The 19947-nt window shown below is 64.4% G+C and carries 19 protein-coding genes; 7 read left to right on the forward strand and 12 right to left on the reverse strand.

What is annotated here, in order from left to right:
• Nucleotides 1–132: 132 nt before the first annotated feature.
• On the reverse strand, nucleotides 133–921 hold the full coding sequence (locus tag PSO31014_RS14890; RefSeq protein WP_130025188.1) for a hypothetical protein: 789 nt from the start codon (nucleotides 919–921) through the stop codon (nucleotides 133–135).
• Nucleotides 922–1207: 286 nt separating this feature from the next.
• Between PSO31014_RS14890 and PSO31014_RS14895 the strand changes: the two genes are divergently transcribed.
• Together PSO31014_RS14895 and PSO31014_RS14900 are read left to right on the forward strand one after the other, a co-directional pair.
• Nucleotides 1208–1678 (forward strand): EVE domain-containing protein, encoded by a 471-nt coding sequence (locus PSO31014_RS14895; protein WP_150552315.1) that lies wholly within the window; start codon nucleotides 1208–1210, stop codon nucleotides 1676–1678.
• A gap of 188 nt (nucleotides 1679–1866) precedes the next feature.
• Nucleotides 1867–2574 (forward strand): SIMPL domain-containing protein, encoded by a 708-nt coding sequence (locus PSO31014_RS14900; RefSeq protein ID WP_150552316.1) that lies wholly within the window; start codon nucleotides 1867–1869, stop codon nucleotides 2572–2574.
• Nucleotides 2575–2681: 107 nt separating this feature from the next.
• Here PSO31014_RS14900 and PSO31014_RS14905 read toward each other — a convergent pair whose 3' ends face one another.
• The 3 genes from PSO31014_RS14905 to PSO31014_RS14915 form a co-directional block, all read right to left on the reverse strand.
• Complete coding sequence (locus PSO31014_RS14905) at nucleotides 2682–4214, reverse strand: malonate--CoA ligase (RefSeq protein WP_150552317.1); 1533 nt, start codon at nucleotides 4212–4214, stop codon at nucleotides 2682–2684.
• Between the two features lie 69 nt (nucleotides 4215–4283).
• Entirely contained in the window at nucleotides 4284–5084 is an 801-nt protein-coding gene (locus PSO31014_RS14910) for an enoyl-CoA hydratase/isomerase family protein (RefSeq protein ID WP_150552318.1), read from the reverse strand.
• Between the two features lie 61 nt (nucleotides 5085–5145).
• On the reverse strand, nucleotides 5146–6576 hold the full coding sequence (locus tag PSO31014_RS14915) for a malonyl-CoA decarboxylase domain-containing protein (RefSeq protein ID WP_246176655.1): 1431 nt from the start codon (nucleotides 6574–6576) through the stop codon (nucleotides 5146–5148).
• Here PSO31014_RS14915 and PSO31014_RS22715 point away from each other — a divergent pair.
• Entirely contained in the window at nucleotides 6551–6781 is a 231-nt protein-coding gene (locus PSO31014_RS22715) for a hypothetical protein (protein ID WP_246176657.1), read from the forward strand. The genes PSO31014_RS14915 and PSO31014_RS22715 overlap by 26 nt on opposite strands.
• A gap of 85 nt (nucleotides 6782–6866) precedes the next feature.
• Here the strand turns inward: PSO31014_RS22715 and PSO31014_RS14920 are convergent, their stop codons facing one another.
• Genes PSO31014_RS14920 through dctP form a run of 3 tightly spaced genes read right to left on the reverse strand, consistent with a single transcriptional unit; the run spans nucleotide 6867 to nucleotide 9840 of the window.
• The gene (locus PSO31014_RS14920; protein ID WP_150552320.1) at nucleotides 6867–8210 is read right to left on the reverse strand and encodes a TRAP transporter large permease; all 1344 of its coding nucleotides are present in this window, start codon (nucleotides 8208–8210) and stop codon (nucleotides 6867–6869) included.
• Nucleotides 8207–8797 carry a TRAP transporter small permease gene (locus PSO31014_RS14925; protein WP_150552321.1) on the reverse strand — a complete coding sequence of 197 codons (591 nt, stop codon included), beginning with the start codon at nucleotides 8795–8797 and terminating at the stop codon, nucleotides 8207–8209. The genes PSO31014_RS14920 and PSO31014_RS14925 overlap by 4 nt, the downstream gene beginning before the upstream one ends.
• On the reverse strand, nucleotides 8794–9840 hold the full coding sequence (gene dctP / locus PSO31014_RS14930) for a TRAP transporter substrate-binding protein DctP (RefSeq protein ID WP_150552322.1): 1047 nt from the start codon (nucleotides 9838–9840) through the stop codon (nucleotides 8794–8796). The genes PSO31014_RS14925 and dctP overlap by 4 nt, the downstream gene beginning before the upstream one ends.
• A gap of 340 nt (nucleotides 9841–10180) precedes the next feature.
• Between dctP and PSO31014_RS14935 the strand changes: the two genes are divergently transcribed.
• On the forward strand, nucleotides 10181–10852 hold the full coding sequence (locus PSO31014_RS14935; RefSeq protein WP_150552323.1) for a GntR family transcriptional regulator: 672 nt from the start codon (nucleotides 10181–10183) through the stop codon (nucleotides 10850–10852).
• A 91-nt stretch (nucleotides 10853–10943) separates the two neighbouring features.
• Here the strand turns inward: PSO31014_RS14935 and lgt are convergent, their stop codons facing one another.
• Nucleotides 10944–11834 carry a prolipoprotein diacylglyceryl transferase gene (lgt, locus tag PSO31014_RS14940; protein ID WP_150552324.1) on the reverse strand — a complete coding sequence of 297 codons (891 nt, stop codon included), beginning with the start codon at nucleotides 11832–11834 and terminating at the stop codon, nucleotides 10944–10946.
• A gap of 199 nt (nucleotides 11835–12033) precedes the next feature.
• Nucleotides 12034–12981 (reverse strand): LysR family transcriptional regulator, encoded by a 948-nt coding sequence (locus PSO31014_RS14945; RefSeq protein ID WP_150552325.1) that lies wholly within the window; start codon nucleotides 12979–12981, stop codon nucleotides 12034–12036.
• A gap of 210 nt (nucleotides 12982–13191) precedes the next feature.
• Here PSO31014_RS14945 and ilvD (PSO31014_RS14950) point away from each other — a divergent pair, with 210 nt between their 5' ends.
• The 3 genes from ilvD (PSO31014_RS14950) (at nucleotide 13192) to PSO31014_RS14960 (ending at nucleotide 17560) form a co-directional block, all read left to right on the forward strand.
• Complete coding sequence (gene ilvD / locus PSO31014_RS14950; RefSeq protein WP_150552326.1) at nucleotides 13192–15060, forward strand: dihydroxy-acid dehydratase; 1869 nt, start codon at nucleotides 13192–13194, stop codon at nucleotides 15058–15060.
• Nucleotides 15061–15305: 245 nt separating this feature from the next.
• Nucleotides 15306–16979 (forward strand): dihydroxy-acid dehydratase, encoded by a 1674-nt coding sequence (gene ilvD, locus PSO31014_RS14955; RefSeq protein WP_150552327.1) that lies wholly within the window; start codon nucleotides 15306–15308, stop codon nucleotides 16977–16979.
• Nucleotides 16980–17179: 200 nt separating this feature from the next.
• The gene (locus PSO31014_RS14960) at nucleotides 17180–17560 is read left to right on the forward strand and encodes a c-type cytochrome (protein WP_246176659.1); all 381 of its coding nucleotides are present in this window, start codon (nucleotides 17180–17182) and stop codon (nucleotides 17558–17560) included.
• A gap of 65 nt (nucleotides 17561–17625) precedes the next feature.
• Here PSO31014_RS14960 and PSO31014_RS14965 read toward each other — a convergent pair whose 3' ends face one another.
• Genes PSO31014_RS14965 through PSO31014_RS14975 form a run of 3 tightly spaced genes read right to left on the reverse strand, consistent with a single transcriptional unit; the run spans nucleotide 17626 to nucleotide 19906 of the window.
• A complete protein-coding gene (locus PSO31014_RS14965) occupies nucleotides 17626–17979 on the reverse strand; it encodes a DUF2486 family protein (RefSeq protein WP_174976527.1) in 354 nt (117 codons plus the stop codon).
• Nucleotides 17976–18398, reverse strand: coding sequence for a DNA polymerase III subunit chi (locus tag PSO31014_RS14970; protein WP_150552329.1), 423 nt, complete (start codon nucleotides 18396–18398; stop codon nucleotides 17976–17978). Before PSO31014_RS14970 ends, PSO31014_RS14965 begins: the two co-directional genes overlap by 4 nt.
• The gene (locus PSO31014_RS14975) at nucleotides 18395–19906 is read right to left on the reverse strand and encodes a leucyl aminopeptidase (protein ID WP_150552330.1); all 1512 of its coding nucleotides are present in this window, start codon (nucleotides 19904–19906) and stop codon (nucleotides 18395–18397) included. Before PSO31014_RS14975 ends, PSO31014_RS14970 begins: the two co-directional genes overlap by 4 nt.
• Between the last annotated feature and the right edge of the window lie 41 nt (nucleotides 19907–19947).

A 19947-nucleotide genomic window follows, 5' to 3' on the forward strand; every position in this document is an offset into this window, starting at 1 on the left:
TGTCCTCCGAACACCGTCCTTATTGGCGTCAGATTATCAATTGCCCGGAAAACCTCCACGGTTTTCCACGATGAACCTTTTTTTTCGTCTACCGTCATCCGAACCGTCGCGAGGTTCCGGCAATCGGCGCCCTCACGCCTCGCTGCCCAGTTGCGGATACTGCCGGCGCACCATAAAGCTCAGCAGCGCCTTGACCGGACGGTCGCGCCACCACGATCCGGTCTCCAGCGGCTTGAACATCATGCGCGTGGCCGCCTCGACAGGCATGTACTGCTTCATCACATCGCCCGACATCGCGAGGAACGCGTCCCAAGTCATCGTCTCGAACGGCGGCGGCGTGCGCCAGAATCGATTGAGCGGCTCGAACGCGAACGCAATGTCCTCGTCGCGCACCAGTTCGCTTCGCGCGACCATGGTTCTCAACCGCCGGATCACCCCGCGCTGCTCCACCGCGTTGTACCGATCGAATGTCTTGCGGAAATAGCGATAGTGGCCGACCTCCTCATTGCTCAGCTTGTGCATCATCTGCTTGAGTTCCTCGACCGGCATATAGGATTCCAGGCAGCGGTAGATCATGGCTGTTTGTGTCTCGGTCACGCAGCGTGAGAGTGCCTCGAGCGCCAGCGACGGCCGCATGTGCTGCACATCGCACCGCGGCTTATAACGCTCCAGAAATGCGTCGTAAGCCGGTGCCCAGTCGAACTCGGGCCAGACGCGCGCGATGTAGTCCTTGGCGAGACGCCCGTGCTCGACCTCCTCGGGCAGCCAGGTATCGCGCAGCCACGTTCTCATCTCATCGTCGTCGCCATACATCTGGTTGAGCGTGGAGACGAACTCCGGCACGCTGGTCTCGATGAACGACACTGTCGCGAGGGAATAAAAGATGAACGCATTGGTTCGAACAGACGGCTCTGCTGCCATGACACTCTCCTATCGGCGTAGGGGGTAGAACATGTATCGCTCAAGCACGTACGCGCGACCTGTGTGAATGGCGGGTTGACGAGCGCATCAAGCACTGCCCGTTGCGAGATCGGACAGGGCACTCGGCCAACCGTTCACATCATTCGTCACACGAAGATCACAAACGCATAGTATAGGATTTGGCCAAGGATCGCAGCGCAGCAACCCACCCATCCAAAATGCGTCGATTTTTGGTGAATTTGAGCGATGTTTGCTACCGTTACAACAACTTTAACTCTGAAACGGCATGACACAACGTTACTGGTTGATGAAGTCCGAACCCGAGGAGGCGAGTATCGACGATCTCGCCAGCGCGAAGCACCAGACCCTCGCGTGGACGGGCGTGCGCAACTATCAGGCACGAAACTTCATGCGCGACGAGATGCGCGTGGGCGACGGCGTGCTCTTCTATCACTCGAGCTGTGCGGTGCCCGGTATCGCCGGACTCGCGACGGTTGCGTCGACGCCCTATCCCGACCCTACCCAGTTCGACTCCAAGAGTCCCTATTTCGATCCCAAGTCGGCGCCGGAATCGCCACGTTGGCTGCTGGTCGACGTCAAACTGGATCGCAAGACACGGCTCATGCCGCTCACGGAAATGCGTCAGACGCCGGAATTGGACGGCATGTTGGTCCTCGCACGCGGTAACCGTCTCTCGATCACCCCCGTGTCGCCCAAACACTGGAAGTTCATCACCCGGCATTTACTTGAAGCCTGAAGGTGTCGGGGGGGAACCAACCCCGTTGTGATAGCGTCTGTATCAGGCTGCCGATACCGGCATAGCCTGTGGCCATGACCGCATGACACGCCATCATGTGGCGGACGTCATGCCGCGAAGGCCGCGCGAGCGACCGGTCAACCGTTCGCCACGCCCAGGCGAACTCTCACTCGAAAAAGGACAATACGATGCGCAAATCTCTCGCTGCCGCGCTGCTGATCGCCTCCGCCGCCAATGTCGCCTACGCCCAGTCGGGTGACGATGCCAATCGTCAGCTCTCGGGTGTACTGGGCCTCGAAGCGCACGCCACGAAGGAAGTCGAACAGGACACCGTTCACATCACGATGTCCGCGCAGGAGCAAGGCGCCGACGCCGCGACCGTGTCGCGCAATCTCGCGCAAAAGGCCAACAGCGCGATGTCCGTGGCCAAGGGCCAGAATGCCGTGCAGGTTCAGACCGGCAGCGTCTCGCTCTATCCGACGACCAACCGCGACGGCAAGATCACCGCATGGCGAGGCCGCACCGAACTGCAAATGACATCGAAGGATTTCGGTGCCGCATCGCGTCTCGCCAGCCAGATCTCGAACCAGATGCAGATGGACGGCGTGTCGTTCTCGCTCTCGCGTGAAGCGCAGGAGAAGACGCAGGCCGAGCTGACGAATCAGGCCATTCAGGCGTTCCGCGATCAGGCGCAGAACAACACGAAGGCCTTCGGCTACAGCAGCTACTCGATCCGTCAGGTGCAGGTCGGTGCGAACGCGCCGATGATGCCGCGTCCGTACGCGATGAAGGCAATGGCCATGAGTGCGGGCGCCGACGCCGCGCCGCCGATGCAGCTCGAAGGCGGCAAAACGCAAGTGACCGTGACGGTCTCGGGCACCGTGCAGATGAAGTAAGTCGCGCGGGCCCGCACGTTGTTAGGTTAGTGATCATGCCGCCCCATCGAGGGCGGCATTCTTTTGCGTTCGAAATTTGACGACCGACGCGCGATGGTGCATCGCGCTTACTTGAAGCGTTCCCGCAGCAAGTTCTTCTGCACCTTGCCCATCGTGTTGCGCGGCAATTCGGCGACGACATGCACGCGCTTGGGTACCTTGAAGTTGGCGATGCGCTGCTTGAGCGTGTCGATGACCGTTCGTTCGTCGGGCGCCTTTGCGCCGTCGCGCGGCACGATGACGGCCACCACCGCCTCACCGAAGTCCGGGTGCGGAACGCCGATCACCGCCGACTCGGCCACGCCGTCCATCTCGTCGATGAAGCCCTCGATTTCCTTCGGATAAACGTTGTAGCCGCCCGAGATGATGAGATCCTTCGAGCGACCGACGATGTGCACATAGCCGTCCTCATCGAACTTGCCAACGTCGCCTGTCTTGAAGAAGCCATCGTCGGTAAACTCTTCCGCGGTCTTCTCCGGCATTCGCCAGTAGCCGGCAAACACGTTCGGCCCCTTGACCTGGATGTGACCGATCTCGCCCGACCGGCATGGCTGCGCGTCGTCGCCGACCACGCGCACCGTCACCTCCGGCAGGGGCACGCCAACCGTCCCCGCGCGGCGCACGGTTGCCGCGTCGCCGCGATACGGGTTCGAGATGAGCATGACCGTCTCGGACATGCCGTAACGCTCCAGAATCGTATGGCCGGTGCGCTCGCGGAAGGCGTCGAACGTTTCGCTCAACAGCGGTGCCGAGCCCGAGATGAACAGCCGCATGTTGCGACACGCCTCGCGATCGAGCCCCGCCTCCGCCAGCAGCCGGACGTAATACGTCGGCACGCCCATGAACACCGTGGCACGCGAAAGTTGATGCAGCACTTCACGCGCATCGAACTTCGTCATCCAGATCATCTTGCTGCCGGAATACAGCGCCGCATGGCTCGCGACGAACAGCCCGTGCACGTGGAAAATCGGCAGCGCGTGCAGCAACACGTCGCCGCCCTCCCGCTCGCCCCAGCCCCAGAATTCATGTAGCACGCGCGCGTTGCTCGCGAGGTTGCCATGAGAGAGCATCGCTCCCTTGCTGCGGCCCGTCGTGCCCGACGTGTACAGAATGGCGGCGAGATCGTCAGGCGCACGCGGCACGGTCTCGAAAGTGTCGTCGAACCACGCCGCGCGCTCCAGCAGCGAGCCGGTACGATCGTCGCCGAGCGTATAGACATGCTTCGCACCGTTCGTGAACGCCACCTTCGACACCCAGCCGAAATTTGCCGGACTGCACACCACGACATCCGGCGCGGCGTTCTCGACGAAGTAAGCGATCTCGCCCTCGCGATATGCCGTATTCAGCGGCAAATACACGAACCCCGCGCGCAAGGTGGCGAGGTAGAGCAGCAGCGCTTCCGGCGACTTTTCGACCTGCACGGCAATACGTGCGCCGGGGGTCAGGTCGAGACTCGCGAGCAGGTTCGCCATGCGCGCGCTCGCGTGCTCGATGTCGTCCCAACTGTAATAGAGTCCTTCGGGCGTCTCGATCGCGCACGCCGATTTATCAGCGGGAAAACGCTCGGCAAAAAGTCGGTAGAGGTTGGTGTCTTGCGTCATGAACAGAACCGGATCTTGAAACAGTGAATGCGTTGACTGGAAAAATCGAAAACGGGGACGTGGCGTCGCTCACCGTCCCCAAAAGTCAGGCGGGCGCTTCTCAAGGAATGCCGCCACCCCTTCGCGGTGATCGTGCGAATCCCAGTATGAAAACGCATTTTGCCATTCGGCCTCGGACAACGGCGGCACGGCCGGTGCCAGCCGGGCGATCAGCCATTTGTTCAATTGGGCGGCGAGCGGCGCACCGGCGGCGAGACGCCGCGCACACGCATAGCCCTCGGCTTGCACAGCGTCGTCGGCCACCACACGCGTGAGAAGTCCCTTCTCGCGCGCCTCCGCCGCGCCAAAGACGCGCCCCTCCAGCAGGATTTCGAGCGTTGTCGCGCGTCCTGCCAGGGCGAGCACACCGCGCAGTTCGCCGGGCGCCATTGGAAAGCCGAGCTTGTTGATCGGCACGCCGAAACGAGCGCCCTCCCCGGCAATGCGCAAGTCGCAATGCGCCGCGATCTCCAGGCCACCGCCCACGCACACCCCCTCGACCAGGGCGACGCTTGGATGCCGGCAATGCGCCAGGGCGTCGAGCGTCGGCCCGATGACCTCGCCGTGATAGCGACGCAGCGCGTCGTAGCTGCCGCGCTCGAGCGGAAACTCCTCGATATCGGCCCCGGCCGCAAAGTGACCTTGCGCCCCGCGAATGACGATGGCGCGCACGCGCGCGTCGTCGTCAAGGGCTTGCAGGTGCGTGCGCAAGGCGCGCCACATCGCGACCGAAATCGCATTGAGCTTGCCGGGGTTCGACAGTGTCAGCGTGACCCATCCGTCGTCAAGCGAACAATCATCGCGCAGGACTTCACTCACGCGTTCCTCCATGCGGTTGATGGGCGTGGATAGGGGTAGGCATACAGGTTGGCATACCGGAACGTCCTCATGTTCATAGCAGCCTCGCCACGGCGCGTCCAAGGGCGGGTTCGCCGTCGATGAGACGTTGAAGGTTGGCGTCGAGTTCGTCGGGCTCGTAAAGATAATTGACCATCATGCCGCACGACTGCTTCGCGCCCTTCTTCGAAAGATCGGCATGCCAGTTGATGCGCTCCACGCGCGCGCCGTTGCCCAGATGGAACCGCGCGACCGGATCGCGCGGCTGTCCCCGCACGGTTTCGCGCGCCAGGTAGTGCGCGGCCAGCCCTTCGCCAAGACTGCGCTGCAACGCTTGCGCGCCCTTGCGCTCGGCAGAGGCCTGCAACCACGCCACCATCTGCGCGCCGGAGGCATCGGGCGCCAGCGCCCCCTCCTGCGCCAGCAGCTTCGCCCGCTTTGGGCCAAGCACCTGCGCAAGCGCCTGCGTCGACAGCGACTTGAGCCAGTCGTTGAACCCCGGGATCGGAGAGAGCGTCGCAAAATTGCGCAGCTTCGGAAAATCGACTTGCAGTTCGTCGATGACGCGCTTGAGCAGGAAATTGCCGAAGCTCACGCCGCGCAGTCCGGGCTGCGTGTTCGAGATCGAATAGAAGATGGCCCAGCGCACGCGACGCAGATCCTCGAGCGGCGCCTGCTCGTCGAGCAGCGAATGCACGTCGGCGGCCATCTCGGGCACAAACGCCACTTCGACGAAGATCAGCGGCTCGCGCGGCATGCGCGGATGAAAGAACGCATAGCAACGGCGGTCGGAATCGAGCCGGTTGCGCAGATCCGCCCACGACGAAATCTCATGCACCGCTTCGTAGCGCATGAGCTTTTCAAGCAGCGACGCCGGCGAATCCCACGTGATCGGATGCAACTCCAGCAGTCCGACGTCGAACCATGTCGAAAAGAGACTGCCGAGATCCTCTTCGAGCGCCGCGAGGCCGGGCAACACCGCGCGGTGTTCCAGCATGTCGGCGCGCCAGCGCACGAGGAACGGCAGGCCATCGGGCAGCGCATTGAAGCGCTTGAGAAAACGCACGCGCGCACTGCCGAGCGCACCGGCCAACCCGCTGGCCGCGCGTCTGGCACTGGCACCGTCGCCGTCCCTGCCGACCTCGGTCCCCGGGGAGCCGTCGCTCGCACAAGCGTCGGCGACGACCGCGAGCAGCGCCAGTTGCATGTCGGGCGACGCCGCCATGTAGCGCGTCATGAAATCGCGCGCGGCGTCGTTGGCGGCGGAGTCCGTCAGCCGCGCCGACAAGCAAAGCGTCAACTGCCGCCGCAGCGCGCTCTGCGCACGCGGCGACAGCGTTGCCGGCGTGACCTTGGCGCTCCCTTTGCCGTCCTTGCCATCTTTCGGCCCGCCGCCCTGCCCCCCCGATTTACCGCCGCCGCGGCCGAACCACTGTCCCAGACGCGCCCCGAGCGACGGCTTGGGCGACGGTACCGGCGCGCTCACGTCAGTCACGGTCTCGGGCGTGCCCCGCCCCGCTTGGGAAGGCGACGACGAGGATGGCGAGGATGAGGACGAGGACGAGGACGAGGACATAGCGGTAGTCGACGCGGCCATCGTTGAGTCCATCGTTGAGCCCATCGCCGACGGGTTCAACGAGACGGGAACGGACATGGCTGACATGATTGGCTCATCCTTCATGGCTTCCTGACATTGCGCCCGGGTAGGCAAGCACACCGGCTATACAGCGATGACGCACCCTCCAGCGAATATTGCCGCATTTCGTCAACCCGCTCTCATCCCATCAGTCGATCCGGCAACCACAGCGACAAGCCGGGCAACGCACAGATGAGGACGACGGCCAGCACCATCAACACCACAAATGGCATCACGCCCCATACGATGTCGCGCAACGCGATATCGGGCGCCGTATTCTTGATGACGAAGATGTTGAGTCCTACGGGCGGATGAATCAACCCCAATTCCATGACGATGGTCATCACCACGCCGAACCAGACCAGGTCGAAGCCCGCGGCCCTCAGCGGCGGCAGGATGATCGGCGCGGTCATCAGGATGATGCTGACCGGCGGCAGGAAGAAGCCGAGCACGACCACCATCAGCAGAATGGCCGTGAGCAGCACCCAGCGCGACAAATGCAGCCCCACGATCCATTGCGCCGCCGACTGGCTGATGTGCAGATAACTCATCACGTACGAATAAAGCAACGACATGCCGATGATGAACATCAGCATGGTCGACTCGCGCAACGTGCCGGTCAGAATCGGCGCGAGCTGACGCGGGTTCCACATCCGATAAATCACGGCGATGAGCCCGATCGCGAGCAGGCCGCCGAGGCCAGCCGTCTCCGACGGGGTGGCGTAGCCGCCGTAGAGCGCCGCCATCACGCCGATGAGCAGCGTCACGAACGGCAGCACGCGCGGCAACAGCGCCAGCTTCTCGCGCATCGTGGCCGGCGGCTCGCTCGGGAACGGCGACGGCGTGCCGTCGCGGGCGAGCGCTATTTGCGCGCGCGCGTACTCGTGTCGGTAGCGCCACGCCGCATAGCACGAGAACAGCCCCACCAGCAGCAGCGCGGGCACGATTCCGGCGAGGAACAGCCGCCCGAGCGACTGCTCGGCGGCCACCGCGTAGAGAATCATCGTGATCGACGGCGGGAGCAGAATGCCCAGCGTTCCGCCCGCCGCGATGATCCCCGCGGCGAATCCCGGCGAATAGCCGCGCTGGCGCATCTCCGGAATCCCTGCACTGCCGATGGCGGAACACGTCGCCGGGCTCGATCCGGCCATCGCGGCAAACAACCCGCACGCGAACACGTTGGCGATGCCCAGGCCGCCTGGAATCCGACGCATCCACGCGTGCAACGCCAGATAAAGGTCCTGCCCCGCGCGCGACTTGCCGATGGCCGCCCCCTTCAGAATGAACAGCGGAATCGACAGCAGCGTGATGCTCGCCATTTCCTCATAGACGTTCTGCGTGATGGTATCGAGCGACGATACCGGCATGAAGCCGAGCATGAACGCCACGGCCACGGCGCCGAGCGCGAATGCGATGGGCATGCCCGAGAACATGGCGACGAGCGTCGCGCTGCCATAGAGCAGTCCGATACCGAGTTCGCTCATGCGTGCCCCCCTGTACGATCCGATCCGCGCGGTGCGTCATGGCCCGCAGGTTTTCCTATCTCGCCCGCGCCAATCGCCACTTGCAACAGCAATTGCACCGTGAGCAACGTCATGCCAAAGGCCATCAGGCCATAAGGAATCGACAACGGCGGCCCCCATGTCGAACTGCTGGTCTGGCCGTCGACATAGGCTTCCCAGAACAGCGTCCACGACTTCCACGCGAAGAAACCGCAGAACGCCAACGAAACGATGTCCACGCACCAGCGCCGCACCCGATTCACGCGCGGCGAGAGCAAGGTCGTGATGGCTTCGATGCCGATATGGCCCCGCAAATGCTGAACATGCGCGGCAGAGACGAAGGTTGCGCCGACCAGCAGGAATACGGCGGCTTCGTCCTGCCAGTCGGTGGCGAGCTTGAGCACGTGCCGCGCGAACACGCTGTAACTGAGCACGAGCGCGGCCCCGACCAGCGCCAACATGCACACGACCATGAGCAGACGACTTACGCCCTGTAACAGGGCGTCGAGCCGTCGCAGCAGGCGAGTGCGCGCCGCCGCCGGTTCCGCACTCACGACGGCCCCACTCATGCAGGCACCTGCTGGGCGAGCGCGAGCAGTTTCGCGCACGTGTCGGATCGGCCCGCATAGTCCTTCCACGCGGTGCGCCGTGCAATGTCGCGCCACTTCATCACCGTCGCCTCGTCGAGGTCGTAGACCTTCGCGCCGGCCTTGGTATAAACGCTGGCGATCTGCGCATCGTCAGCCTTGGCGGCTTCGGTGCCGAACGACTCGAGTTCCGCCCCCACTTGCAGGATCACCTGCTGTTGGTCCTTGGGCAGCTTGTCGAAGACCTGCTTCGACATCAACAGCGGTTCGAGCATGAACCAATACGACTTGTTGCGTCCGGTGGTCAGATGCTTCGATACCTCCTCGAGACGGAACGACATCAGGCTCGTCGATGAAGTCATCGCCGCGTCCATCGCGCCCGTCTGCATGGCGGCGTAGAGTTCGTTCGACGGTAGCGAGATGACGGCCGCCCCGGCCTCTTTGAGCATCATGTCCATCTCGCGGCTGCCGCCGCGCACCTTGAGGCCCTTGGCGTCGTCAGGCGAAACGAGCGGCTTGGCGCGGCTCGCAACGCCGCCCGCCTGCCAGACCCAGCTCACGATCACGACGTTCTTCTCCGCCAGCACATCGGTGAGCACCTTGCCGATCTCGCCGTGACGCCACGCAGCGCCCTGCGCATAGGACGTCACCAGCCCCGGCATCAGCCCAATGTTGAGTTCGCGGACTTCGCCCCCGGCATAGGGCAGCGGATAGAGCGAAAGATCGAGCGCCCCGCGACGCAGCGCCGAGAACTGCGCATTGGTCTTCATGAGCGAACTGCCCGGATAGACCTGAAACTTCAGCGCGCCATGGGTGCGCTTCTCGACTTCCTGCGCGAACTTGCGGCAGAGCCGGTCGCGGAAGTCGCCTTCGGTGAGCGTGCCGCCGGGGAATTGATGGGAAATCTTGAGCGGGCCGGACTGCGCGAATGCGTTGCCCCATGGGCTGGCCAGGCCGCCGGTGGCGAGTGCCGATGCGGCACCGAGCATGAGTTGCCGCCGCAGCGGGGAATGATTTGTCTCCATGGCGTCTCCTGTCACTTCTGTCAGTGGTGAACCAGCGAAGCCCGGTGCCTGACATCGCCCGCGGCGGGTTTTGCTTCCCGCCGCGGGTGCACCACCGGTTCGCCGGCACTGCATGTACGGATGACTGCTTTGATTTTTGGTATTTCGAGTGCGCGAGTTGCCGCTCTCGGGATGAAATCGTATAGTCAATCCAGCATGGTGTATACAAACTGACCGTCAAAAAAATACATTTTCGGCGTATACCCCGATCTTCAAGGCGGGCTTCAAGCGTTACTTTGACAACCATGAATCCGATTGAGCCCCGTGCGACGGGACCGAAACACGACCCAGCGAGAGCGTCATGACCGTAAAACCGAAGCGATCGGAAGCGCTGCGCCAGGCGATCGAGGAGAAGATTGCCGTGGGCGAGTACCCGCCCGGCATGCGACTCGACGAGGTCGAACTGGCGGGCGCGTTCGGCGTGTCGCGCACGCCCCTGCGCGAGGCATTGATTCAATTGGCGTCGTCGGGGGTGATCGAGATACGTCCTCGGCGGGGCGCCGTGGTCGCGCAGATCGACCCGCAGCGGTTATGCGAGATGTTCGAAGTGATGGCGGAACTCGAATCGATGTGCGGACGCCTCGCCGCGCGCCGCATCACCGACGAGGAACTGGCGGAGCTGCGCGAGACGCACGAGGCCAGCCGGGCGGCGGCCGAGGCGCGGGACATCGACACCTATTACGAAGTCAACGCGCATTTCCATGCGTTGATTTATCAGGCCAGTCACAACACCTATCTTCAGGAAACGGCGTTGCAGTTGCACCGACGACTGCGCGTGTATCGCCGCTTGCAACTGCGCGTACGCGACCGGCCGAACCAATCGTTCTCCGAACATGACGCCGTCTTCCGCGCCATTGAAGCGGGCGATGCCGACGCGGCATCGGAACAGCTTCGCGGCCACGTCACCGTGCAGGGCGAGCGCTTCGCCGATCTGATGGCCTCATTGCGCGCGCTCGAGCGCAAGGCGAGCTGAAGGTTGCCCCCAAAAGCCAACGGGCCGCCGGAGAAAGCATCTCCGGCGGCCCGTTGGCTGATTCTCAGTGGCGCAGCGCCCTGCCGACGCCTTAGGCGCGAGACGACGCTGGCCGGCGGCGAAACGCCCACACGAGCATGATGACGCCCGCGACGATCATCGGCATCGACAGCCATTGGCCCATCGACAGCCCGAACGAGAGCAAGCCGAGGAATGCATCGGGCTCGCGCGTGAATTCCGCGAGGAAGCGGAAGACGCCGTAGCCCACCAGGAACATGGCGGACACCGCGCCCACCGGCCGCGCGCGTCGCGCGAAGAACCACAACAGCAGGAACAGCGCCACGCCTTCGAGCGCGAATTCGAACAACTGCGACGGATAGCGGGGCAGCCCATGGAATTGCGCGAACACCGCCGCCATCGCCTGATCGGCCATCGCTTGCGGATGCGCCATCGCCCACTGAACGTCTTCGCCCGCCGATTGCGGGAACAACATGGCGAAGCGCGAATCGGGTGACGTCACGCGTCCCCACAATTCCCCGTTGATGAAGTTGCCCAGACGACCTGCAGCGAGCCCCAGCGGGATCATCGGTGCGATGAGATCGGTGCCTTCCAGCAGCGAATGGCCACGACGGCGGGTGAACAGCCACATCGCAACGAGTACGCCGAGGAAGCCGCCGTGGAACGACATGCCGCCTTCCCACACCTTGAAGATGTCGATCGGATTCGCCAGATAAAACGCCGGCTTATAGAAGAGCACGTAGCCGAGACGTCCGCCAAGAATCACGCCGAGCACGCCGTAGAACAGCATGTCGTCGAGATCCTGCACCTTCCAGCCTTGCGCGGCGATGGACGGCTGGCGCACGCGCACGCGCCCCACGACCAGGAACAGAATGAAGCCAACCAGGTACATCAGGCCGTACCAGCGGATGGCGAGCGGGCCGAGATGAATCGCGACCGGGTCGAATTGAGGATGAATCAGCATGGATCAGAAGAATCGATTCGTGAACAAAAGTTCCGTCGGAGGGCGGATGACCTGTCAAGGCAACCCATTGCCGCCATCGAGTGACGCGCCAGCGACAGCACGCCATGGAAACCGAACCGGCATGCTTTGGGATGGGCAGCACGATACCACGAGCGTCCCCTGTCGCGGCAGCCCCGCTGACGCGCTCGTTGGGCGACGTTCAGTTCGTCAGCGTCGCCCCCGGCGGCGTATGGGCCACGGCGCGAGCCGTTTCGAGAAAACCTTCGAGGACAGGGGTGACTTCGGCCGTGCGCCAGAGCAGGCCCGTCTCGATGAGTGTGCTCGTCTCGCGCAGCGCACGATACGTCACGCCGGTGCGGCGCAGGTGGCACAGCGATTGCGGCACCAGGGCCACGCCCATGCCCGCCGACACCAGGCTCACGATGGTCTGCATCTGAATGGCCTCCTGCCCCACGCGCGGCGTGAGGCCAAGTGCGGCGTAGCAGCCCATGATGATGTCGTAGAAGGCCGGCGCCACGCGACGCGGGAAGATGACGAGCGGCTCGTCGGCAAAGTCGGCCAGACTGACCGCGGCGCCCGGCCGGGTATCGGCAACGTTGTCGTCGTCGACGGCCACGCCTCGTCCGGCCGGCAGCGCCAGCATCAGCGGTTCGCGCACGATCGGCATATAGGACAGTTCGTTGGCGTAACGCGCCGGCACTGGGGGAATGAAGAGGCCGGCGTCGATGCGTCCATCCATGAGCGCCTCGACTTGCACGTCGCTCGTCGCTTCGAGCAATTGCAGACGCACCCGCGGGTAGCGCTCGCCGAACTCGCGCAGCAGCGGCGGCAGGATGCCATAGTCCGCCGTGGAGACGAAGCCCAGCGAGAGCGTGCCGACCTCCCCGTGCGCCAGGCCCTGTGCGAACGCGGGCAACGCGTCGGCATCCGCCAGAATGCGTCGCACCTCGGGCAGCAGTTGCCGGCCGACGGCCGTCAGCTCCACCGACCGGTTGGTCCGCACGAAAAGCGGCGCCCCCAGCGACGCCTCCAGCGCCCGGATCTGCTGCGAGAGCGGGGGCTGGGTCATCGACAGACGCTGGGCCGCACGGCCGAAATGCCGCTCTTCAGCCACCGCGACGAAGTACCTGAGTTGACGTAGATCCATGATATGTTTTTCGACTCAATCCGAGTCAAATAATATATTTGACAAGCATTCAAGGAAAGACGAATCTTGATGTCCGGCCGACACTGGTGTGCCGCGCGGCCTTGGCGGCTTTGCCCACGCACGCGCGAGTTCAGACCGAATCCAGACCGAATGTCGCCTGGCGGCCCCATATTCCATTCATTCCATAAGCACAGCGTTCCAGAGACGACCATGCCTCAATACCGTTCCCGCACCTCGACCCACGGCCGCAACATGGCCGGCGCCCGCGCCCTGTGGCGCGCCACCGGCATGAAAGACGACGACTTCGGCAAGCCGATCATTGCCGTGGTCAACTCCTTCACGCAATTCGTGCCGGGTCACGTGCACCTGCGCGATCTGGGCGCTGTGGTCGCCAAGGAGATCGAAGCGGCCGGCGGTGTGGCCAAGGAATTCAACACCATCGCCGTGGACGACGGCATCGCCATGGGTCACGGCGGCATGCTGTATTCGCTGCCGTCGCGCGAGCTGATCGCCGACTCGGTGGAATACATGGTCAACGCGCACTGCGCCGACGCCATGGTCTGCATCTCGAACTGCGACAAGATCACCCCGGGCATGCTCATGGCCGCCATGCGCCTGAACATTCCGGTCGTGTTCGTCTCGGGCGGCCCGATGGAAGCGGGCAAGGTCAAGAACGGCGACGGCCAGGTCATCGCCAAGATCGACCTGATCGACGCCATGATCAAGGCGGCCGACCCGAAGGTGAGCGACGCCGAAGTCGCGGAAATCGAGCGCAGCGCCTGCCCGACGTGCGGTTCGTGCTCGGGCATGTTCACCGCCAACTCGATGAACTGCCTGACCGAAGCCATCGGTCTCGCCCTGCCGGGCAATGGCACCATCGTGGCCACGCACGCCTGGCGGCGCGGGCTGTTCGAGCAGGCCGGCCGTCTCGTGGTCGACCTGTGCCGCCGCTACTACCAGGACGACGACGCCTCGGTGCTGCCGCGCAACATCGCGACCAAGGCCGCCTTCGAGAACGCCATGGCGCTCGACGTTGCCATGGGCGGCTCGACCAACACGGTGCTGCACTTGCTCGCCGCCGCGCAGGAAGCCGGCGTCGACTTCAAGATGGCCGACATCGACCGCATCTCGCGCAAGGTTCCGTGCCTGTGCAAGGCGGCCCCGGCGACCGACAAGTACCACATCGAAGACGTGCACCGTGCGGGCGGCATCATCGGCATTCTGGGTGAACTCGCGCGCGGCGGGCTGCTCGATACGTCTTGCGGCAACGTGCACAGCGGCACGCTCGGCAATGCCATTGCCCAGTGGGATGTGGCCGCCGACGCGGGCGACAAGGCGCACACGTTCTACAGCGCCGCCCCCGGCGGTGTGCCCACGACCATCGCCTTCAGCCAGTCGTCGGTCTATCCGTCGCTCGATCTGAACCGGGAAACCGGATGTATCCGCGACAAGGAACACGCCTATACGAAGGACGGCGGCCTGGCCGTGCTGTACGGCAACCTCGCCGAGAAGGGCTGTATCGTGAAGACGGCCGGTGTCGACGAATCGCAGTGGGTCTTCACGGGCCGTGCGCGCGTGTACGAAAGCCAGGACGATGCCGTCGACGGCATCCTGGGCGATCAGGTCCAGCCGGGTGACGTGGTCGTGATCCGCTACGAAGGCCCGAAGGGCGGCCCGGGCATGCAGGAAATGCTGTACCCGACGTCGTACCTGAAGTCGAAGGGGCTGGGCAAGACGTGCGCCCTGTTCACGGATGGCCGGTTCTCGGGCGGTTCGTCGGGTCTGGTGATCGGCCACGCCTCGCCGGAAGCGGCCGAAGGCGGGATCATCGGTCTGGTGGAAGACGGCGACGTGATCGAGATCGACATCACCCAGCGCAAGATGCATCTGGCCGTGTCCGACGACGAACTGGCCCGCCGCCGCGCCGCCATGGAAGCCCGTGGCGACAAGGCATGGCAACCGGCGAATCGTGAGCGTGTGGTCTCGCAGGCGCTGCAAGCATACGCCGCGTTGGCCACCTCAGCCGACCGCGGCGCGGTGCGCGACCTGTCGCAACTGAAGCTGGCTAAGCGCGGATAATGCGGCTTATGCAGCGGATTCGACGCATGCGCTGATCGAAGCGATTGGCACGAGCGGGAGCGGCGGCGCGTGCGGCCGCTCCCGCGCAGGACTTGCAGTGCAGTGACGCAGTAGTGAAGCAGCAATGACCTTGAGCGGCGCATCCGGATGACGGGCGTACCGCCGGCATGACAGCGTGATACAACAACGCTTGTGCGCGACGCTGCGGTAGCCTGTGGCGTGGTGCATCCCCACAGGAGACCGTCATGGCATTCAACCGTCGTTCGCGAAACGTCACGCAAGGCGTGGCGCGCTCGCCCAACCGCTCGATGTACTACGCGCTGGGCTACAAGGAAGAAGACTTCGACAATCCGATGATCGGCGTGGCCAACGGCCATTCGACGATCACCCCGTGCAACGCGGGGTTGCAGCGGCTGGCAGACGCCGCCGTCGATGCCATCAAGACCCATCAGGCCAATCCGCAGACGTTCGGCACCCCCACCATTTCCGACGGTATGTCGATGGGCACGGAGGGCATGAAGTATTCACTCGTCTCGCGCGAAGTCATTGCCGACTGCATCGAGACCGCCGTGCAGGGGCAGTGGATGGACGGCGTGGTCGTGATCGGCGGCTGCGACAAGAACATGCCGGGCGGCATGATCGCGCTGGCCCGCATCAACGTGCCGGGCATCTACGTCTACGGCGGCACCATCAAGCCGGGCAACTGGAAGGGGAAGGACCTCACCATCGTCTCGTCGTTCGAGGCCGTGGGCGAGTTCACCGCCGGGCGCATGACCGAGGCCGATTTCAAGGGCATCGAGAAGAATGCGTGTCCGTCGACCGGGTCGTGCGGGGGCATGTACACGGCCAACACGATGAGTTCGTCGTTCGAGGCGCTGGGCATGTCGTTGCTGTATTCGTCGACGATGGCCAACCCCGATCAGGAAAAGGTCGACTCGGCGGCCGAATCGGCGCGCGTGCTGATCGAAGCGGTCAAGAACGATCTCAAGCCGCGCGACATCATCACGCGCAAGTCCATCGAAAATGCAGTGGCGCTCATCATGGCCACGGGCGGTTCCACCAACGCAGTGCTGCACTATCTCGCTATCGCGCACGCGGCCGACATCGACTGGAGCATCGACGACTTCGAGCGCATTCGCGAGCGCGTGCCGGTCCTGTGCGACCTGAAGCCGTCGGGCAAATACGTGGCGACCGACCTGCACAAGGCCGGCGGCATTCCGCAAGTGCTCAAGATCCTGCTCGACGCCGGCCTGCTGCACGGCGATTGCATGACGATCACCGGTCAGACCCTCGCGGAAGCACTCAAGGACGTGCCGTCGGTGCCGCGCGCCGACCAGCATGTGATCTTCCCGATCGACAAGGCGCTGTACAAGGAAGGCCACCTCGCCATTCTCAAGGGCAATCTGGCCGAAGACGGCGCGGTCGCCAAGATCACCGGCCTGAAGAACCCGGTCATCACCGGCCCGGCGCGCGTGTTCGACGACGAACAAAGTGCGATGGACGCGATCCTCGCCGACAAGGTCCAGGCCGGCGACGTGCTCGTGCTGCGCTATCTCGGACCGAAGGGCGGGCCGGGCATGCCGGAGATGCTCGCGCCCACGTCGGCGATCATCGGCAAGGGACTCGGCGAGACGGTCGGCTTCATCACCGACGGCCGGTTCTCGGGCGGTACGTGGGGCATGGTGGTCGGGCACGTGGCGCCGGAAGCGTTCGTGGGCGGCACGATTGCGCTCGTGCACGAAGGCGACTCGATCACCATCGACGCGCACAAGCTGCTGCTGCAGTTGAACGTGCCGGACGACGAACTGGCAAGGCGTCGCGCGGCGTGGAAGGCGCCCGCCCCGCGTTACACGCGAGGCGTCATGGCCAAGTATGCCGCGCTGGCACAACCGGCCAACAAAGGCGCGGTCACGGGCTGAACTCGGCGTTGCACGGCACGAACGGCACCGCTCGCCTCCCTGGCAACGGTGCCGTTTTTTCGTGGCCCTTCGTGCCGAGTCGCGCGCCGCGCGCGCCATCTTATAATGGCGCGTCGATGCACCTGCCCAACGTCGTCACCCATAGACGTCCAACTCACGCAGCCTCGCATCGGGATCTGTCAACGATCGGGGAGAATCGAATGAAGGCATTCAACGGCCAGTGTGGCGGGGCGATGATCGGCGCGTGGCTGTTGATCGCGGCGGGCGCTGCACTTGCACAGACAACCCCACCGTCGGCCATGGGTGCGCAAGACGCGCAAAACGCTCAAGCCATGGAGAAGCTCGCCCGCGAGCGCAATTGCATGACCTGCCACGCCGTCGACCGGACCTTGCTCGCGCCGTCCTACCGGGATATTGCCAAACGCTACGAAGGGCAGCCTGGCGCCGCCGCCGATCTCGCGCGAACCATTGCGGACGGCAGTCGCGGGAAATGGGGGAGCATTCCGATGCCCGCCAGCCCTCAACTCGCCCCGGGCGAGGCGAGCCGTCTGGCGCGCTGGATTCTCGGCGCCCGACATTGAGGTGACAGACGATCAGCCCTGAGCGTTGCGCTACGGCCCCTTGGCAACCTTCGTCTTCCTCGGCGCTACGACCGAACCTGCTTCGCGACCTCTTCGATCACTGCCTGTCGAATGCGGTCCGGCAATTGAGCCTGCAAGGCATCGGCGACCTGCTTGCCGATCAGTTGCACCAGCCACGAGGTCTGGTCGATCAGTGCGTCGTGACATCGGCGCTCCACCATCGTTGTGATTTCATCGGCCAGTTGCAGCGTGAGCCGGGCACTCACGCGCTCGGCAAACACCGCGACATCGGCCGGCACACCCAGCTCGGCTCCCGGCGCGACCGGGTGAGGATCCGGCAACGGCGTTGCCTCCCCGGGCGCGAGCACTTCGGTCAGCGTGGGAATGCCGGGGTCGGTGCGCTCGGGCTCGTTCGTCACGATCCGCCTCTCTGGTCGTAATTGTTCAGGGTGTAGCCGCGATCGCGGTAGAAACGATAGCGTTCGCGCGCACCGGACAATTCGTCCGGCGTGTCGCCCACGATCTCGACCACTCGTTCGAAACGCGCGAAGTGCGTCGGCACGCTGCCCGCCAGATTCAGCAGCACCTGATGATGCTGCGCCTCTTCATCGGGGGCGGCCAGCACGACGGGCGTTTGCGGGGCAAGCGGGTCCTCGGTGAAGCAATGCGGTACGAACTCCAGCGGCGAGAACGTCCACAGCGTCTGGTCGAACGCGCGCAGCACGTCGGGCGCACCGACGACCACGAGCGTTTGCCCGGCGCTGTACACCTTGCGCGCGAACCGGCACGCGTAATCGAGCCGGTTCGCCACGTGCGTGTGGAAGTCGACGCGCGTCACCGGGCTTCGCGATCGATCAGGAATTGCGTGAGCAACGGCACCGGGCGCCCTGTCGCCCCCTTGGCCGCACCGCTCTTCCATGCCGTGCCGGCGATGTCGAGGTGGGCCCATTCATACTTCTCGGTGAATCGCGACAGGAAACAGGCCGCCGTCACGCTCCCCGCCGGGCGTCCGCCGATGTTCGCCATGTCGGCGAAGTTCGACTTGAGCTGCTCCTGATACTCCTCCTCGACCGGCAGACGCCAAGCCGTGTCCCCTGCCGTGCGGCCGGCGGCGAGCAGTTCGTCGGCGAGCGCGTCGCTCTTCGAGAAGAGACCCGTGTTCACGTGGCCGAGGGCGATGATGCAGGCGCCCGTGAGCGTGGCGACGTCGATCACGGCGGCGGGCTTGAAACGCTCCGCATAGGTGAGCGCGTCGCACAGGATCAGGCGGCCTTCGGCATCGGTGTTGAGCACTTCGATGGTCTGGCCGGACATGCTGGTCACCACGTCGCCCGGCTTCGTCGCACGCCCGCCCGGCATGTTCTCCGTGGCCGGCACAATGGCGATGACGTTGAGCTTGAGGCCCATCTCGGCGACGGCGCGCATCGTCCCGAGTACGGAGGCCGCGCCGCACATGTCGTACTTCATTTCGTCCATGCCCTCACCGGGCTTGATCGAAATGCCGCCCGAGTCGAACGTCACGCCCTTGCCGACCAGCACGATCGGGGCTTGCCTGGCGGCACCGCCTTCGTACTTGAGCACGATGAACTGCGGCGGCTGCACCGACCCCCGGGCGACCGACAGGAACGAGCCCATCTTCAGCGCTTCGATCTGCTTCGGCCCGAGGATGTCAGCCTTGAGCTTGAATTCGCGCGCGAGCTTGCGGGCCGTGTCGGCCAGATAGGTCGGCGTGCACACGTTGCCCGGCAGGTTGCCGAGGTCCTTGGTCAGCGCCATGCCGTTGGCGATCGCCTCGCCGTGCTTGGCCGCGACCTTGGCCGCCTTCAGGTCGTCGGGGGCAACGGCGAAGACCACCTTGCGCAGCACCGTGTTGGCCGGTTCGGCCTTGCTCTTCATCTGCGTGAAACGGTAGGTCGCCTCGCGCAGGGCGAGGATCGAGGCGCACACGGCCCAGGCGGTGTCCCGCTTGGCCACCGCGGCTTGCGGCAGCGTCCAGATGGCATCGGTCGCGCGCGATGCCAATACGGCGCGCGCGGCGGCACGCGAGGCTTCGTTGAAGCCCTTGGGCGAGAACTGGTCTTCGCGGCCCAGGCCGACGAACAGCACACGTGCCTGGCTCCAGCCAGCGACCTCGTGCAACATCAGCGTGCTGCCGAGCTTGCCATCGAGTTCACCACGCTTGACCATGCGGGCGAGCAGGCCCTTGCTGACGACGTCCAGCGCCTTGGCGAGCCCCGCGAGCGGCTGTTGCTCGAACACACCGACCACCAGACACTCGGTCTTGGCGTTGGCAAGGCCGGCCTGGCCGGCCTTGGTCGAATCGAAGGCTTTTGTGCTAAAGTCCATCGCGCTTTCCTCGGGTAAAATTCGTACGATCCGCAATTATC

It is taken from the genome of Pandoraea soli, from assembly GCF_902459595.1.
Lineage (GTDB): Bacteria > Pseudomonadota > Gammaproteobacteria > Burkholderiales > Burkholderiaceae > Pandoraea > Pandoraea cepalis.

Coding starts and splice junctions, on each gene's coding strand:
- PSO31014_RS14895 (WP_150552315.1), top strand. CDS start 1,208: ATGACACAACGTTACTGGTTGATGAAGTCCGAACCCGAGGAGGCGAGT.
- PSO31014_RS14910 (WP_150552318.1), bottom strand. CDS start 5,084: ATGGAGGAACGCGTGAGTGAAGTCCTGCGCGATGATTGTTCGCTTGAC.
- PSO31014_RS14945 (WP_150552325.1), bottom strand. CDS start 12,981: ATGGATCTACGTCAACTCAGGTACTTCGTCGCGGTGGCTGAAGAGCGG.
- dctP (WP_150552322.1), bottom strand. CDS start 9,840: ATGGAGACAAATCATTCCCCGCTGCGGCGGCAACTCATGCTCGGTGCC.
- ilvD (WP_150552327.1), top strand. CDS start 15,306: ATGGCATTCAACCGTCGTTCGCGAAACGTCACGCAAGGCGTGGCGCGC.
- PSO31014_RS14975 (WP_150552330.1), bottom strand. CDS start 19,906: ATGGACTTTAGCACAAAAGCCTTCGATTCGACCAAGGCCGGCCAGGCC.
- PSO31014_RS14925 (WP_150552321.1), bottom strand. CDS start 8,797: ATGAGTGGGGCCGTCGTGAGTGCGGAACCGGCGGCGGCGCGCACTCGC.
- ilvD (WP_150552326.1), top strand. CDS start 13,192: ATGCCTCAATACCGTTCCCGCACCTCGACCCACGGCCGCAACATGGCC.
- PSO31014_RS14960 (WP_246176659.1), top strand. CDS start 17,180: ATGAAGGCATTCAACGGCCAGTGTGGCGGGGCGATGATCGGCGCGTGG.
- PSO31014_RS14900 (WP_150552316.1), top strand. CDS start 1,867: ATGCGCAAATCTCTCGCTGCCGCGCTGCTGATCGCCTCCGCCGCCAAT.
- PSO31014_RS14890 (WP_130025188.1), bottom strand. CDS start 921: ATGGCAGCAGAGCCGTCTGTTCGAACCAATGCGTTCATCTTTTATTCC.
- PSO31014_RS14935 (WP_150552323.1), top strand. CDS start 10,181: ATGACCGTAAAACCGAAGCGATCGGAAGCGCTGCGCCAGGCGATCGAG.
- PSO31014_RS14905 (WP_150552317.1), bottom strand. CDS start 4,214: ATGACGCAAGACACCAACCTCTACCGACTTTTTGCCGAGCGTTTTCCC.
- lgt (WP_150552324.1), bottom strand. CDS start 11,834: ATGCTGATTCATCCTCAATTCGACCCGGTCGCGATTCATCTCGGCCCG.
- PSO31014_RS14920 (WP_150552320.1), bottom strand. CDS start 8,210: ATGAGCGAACTCGGTATCGGACTGCTCTATGGCAGCGCGACGCTCGTC.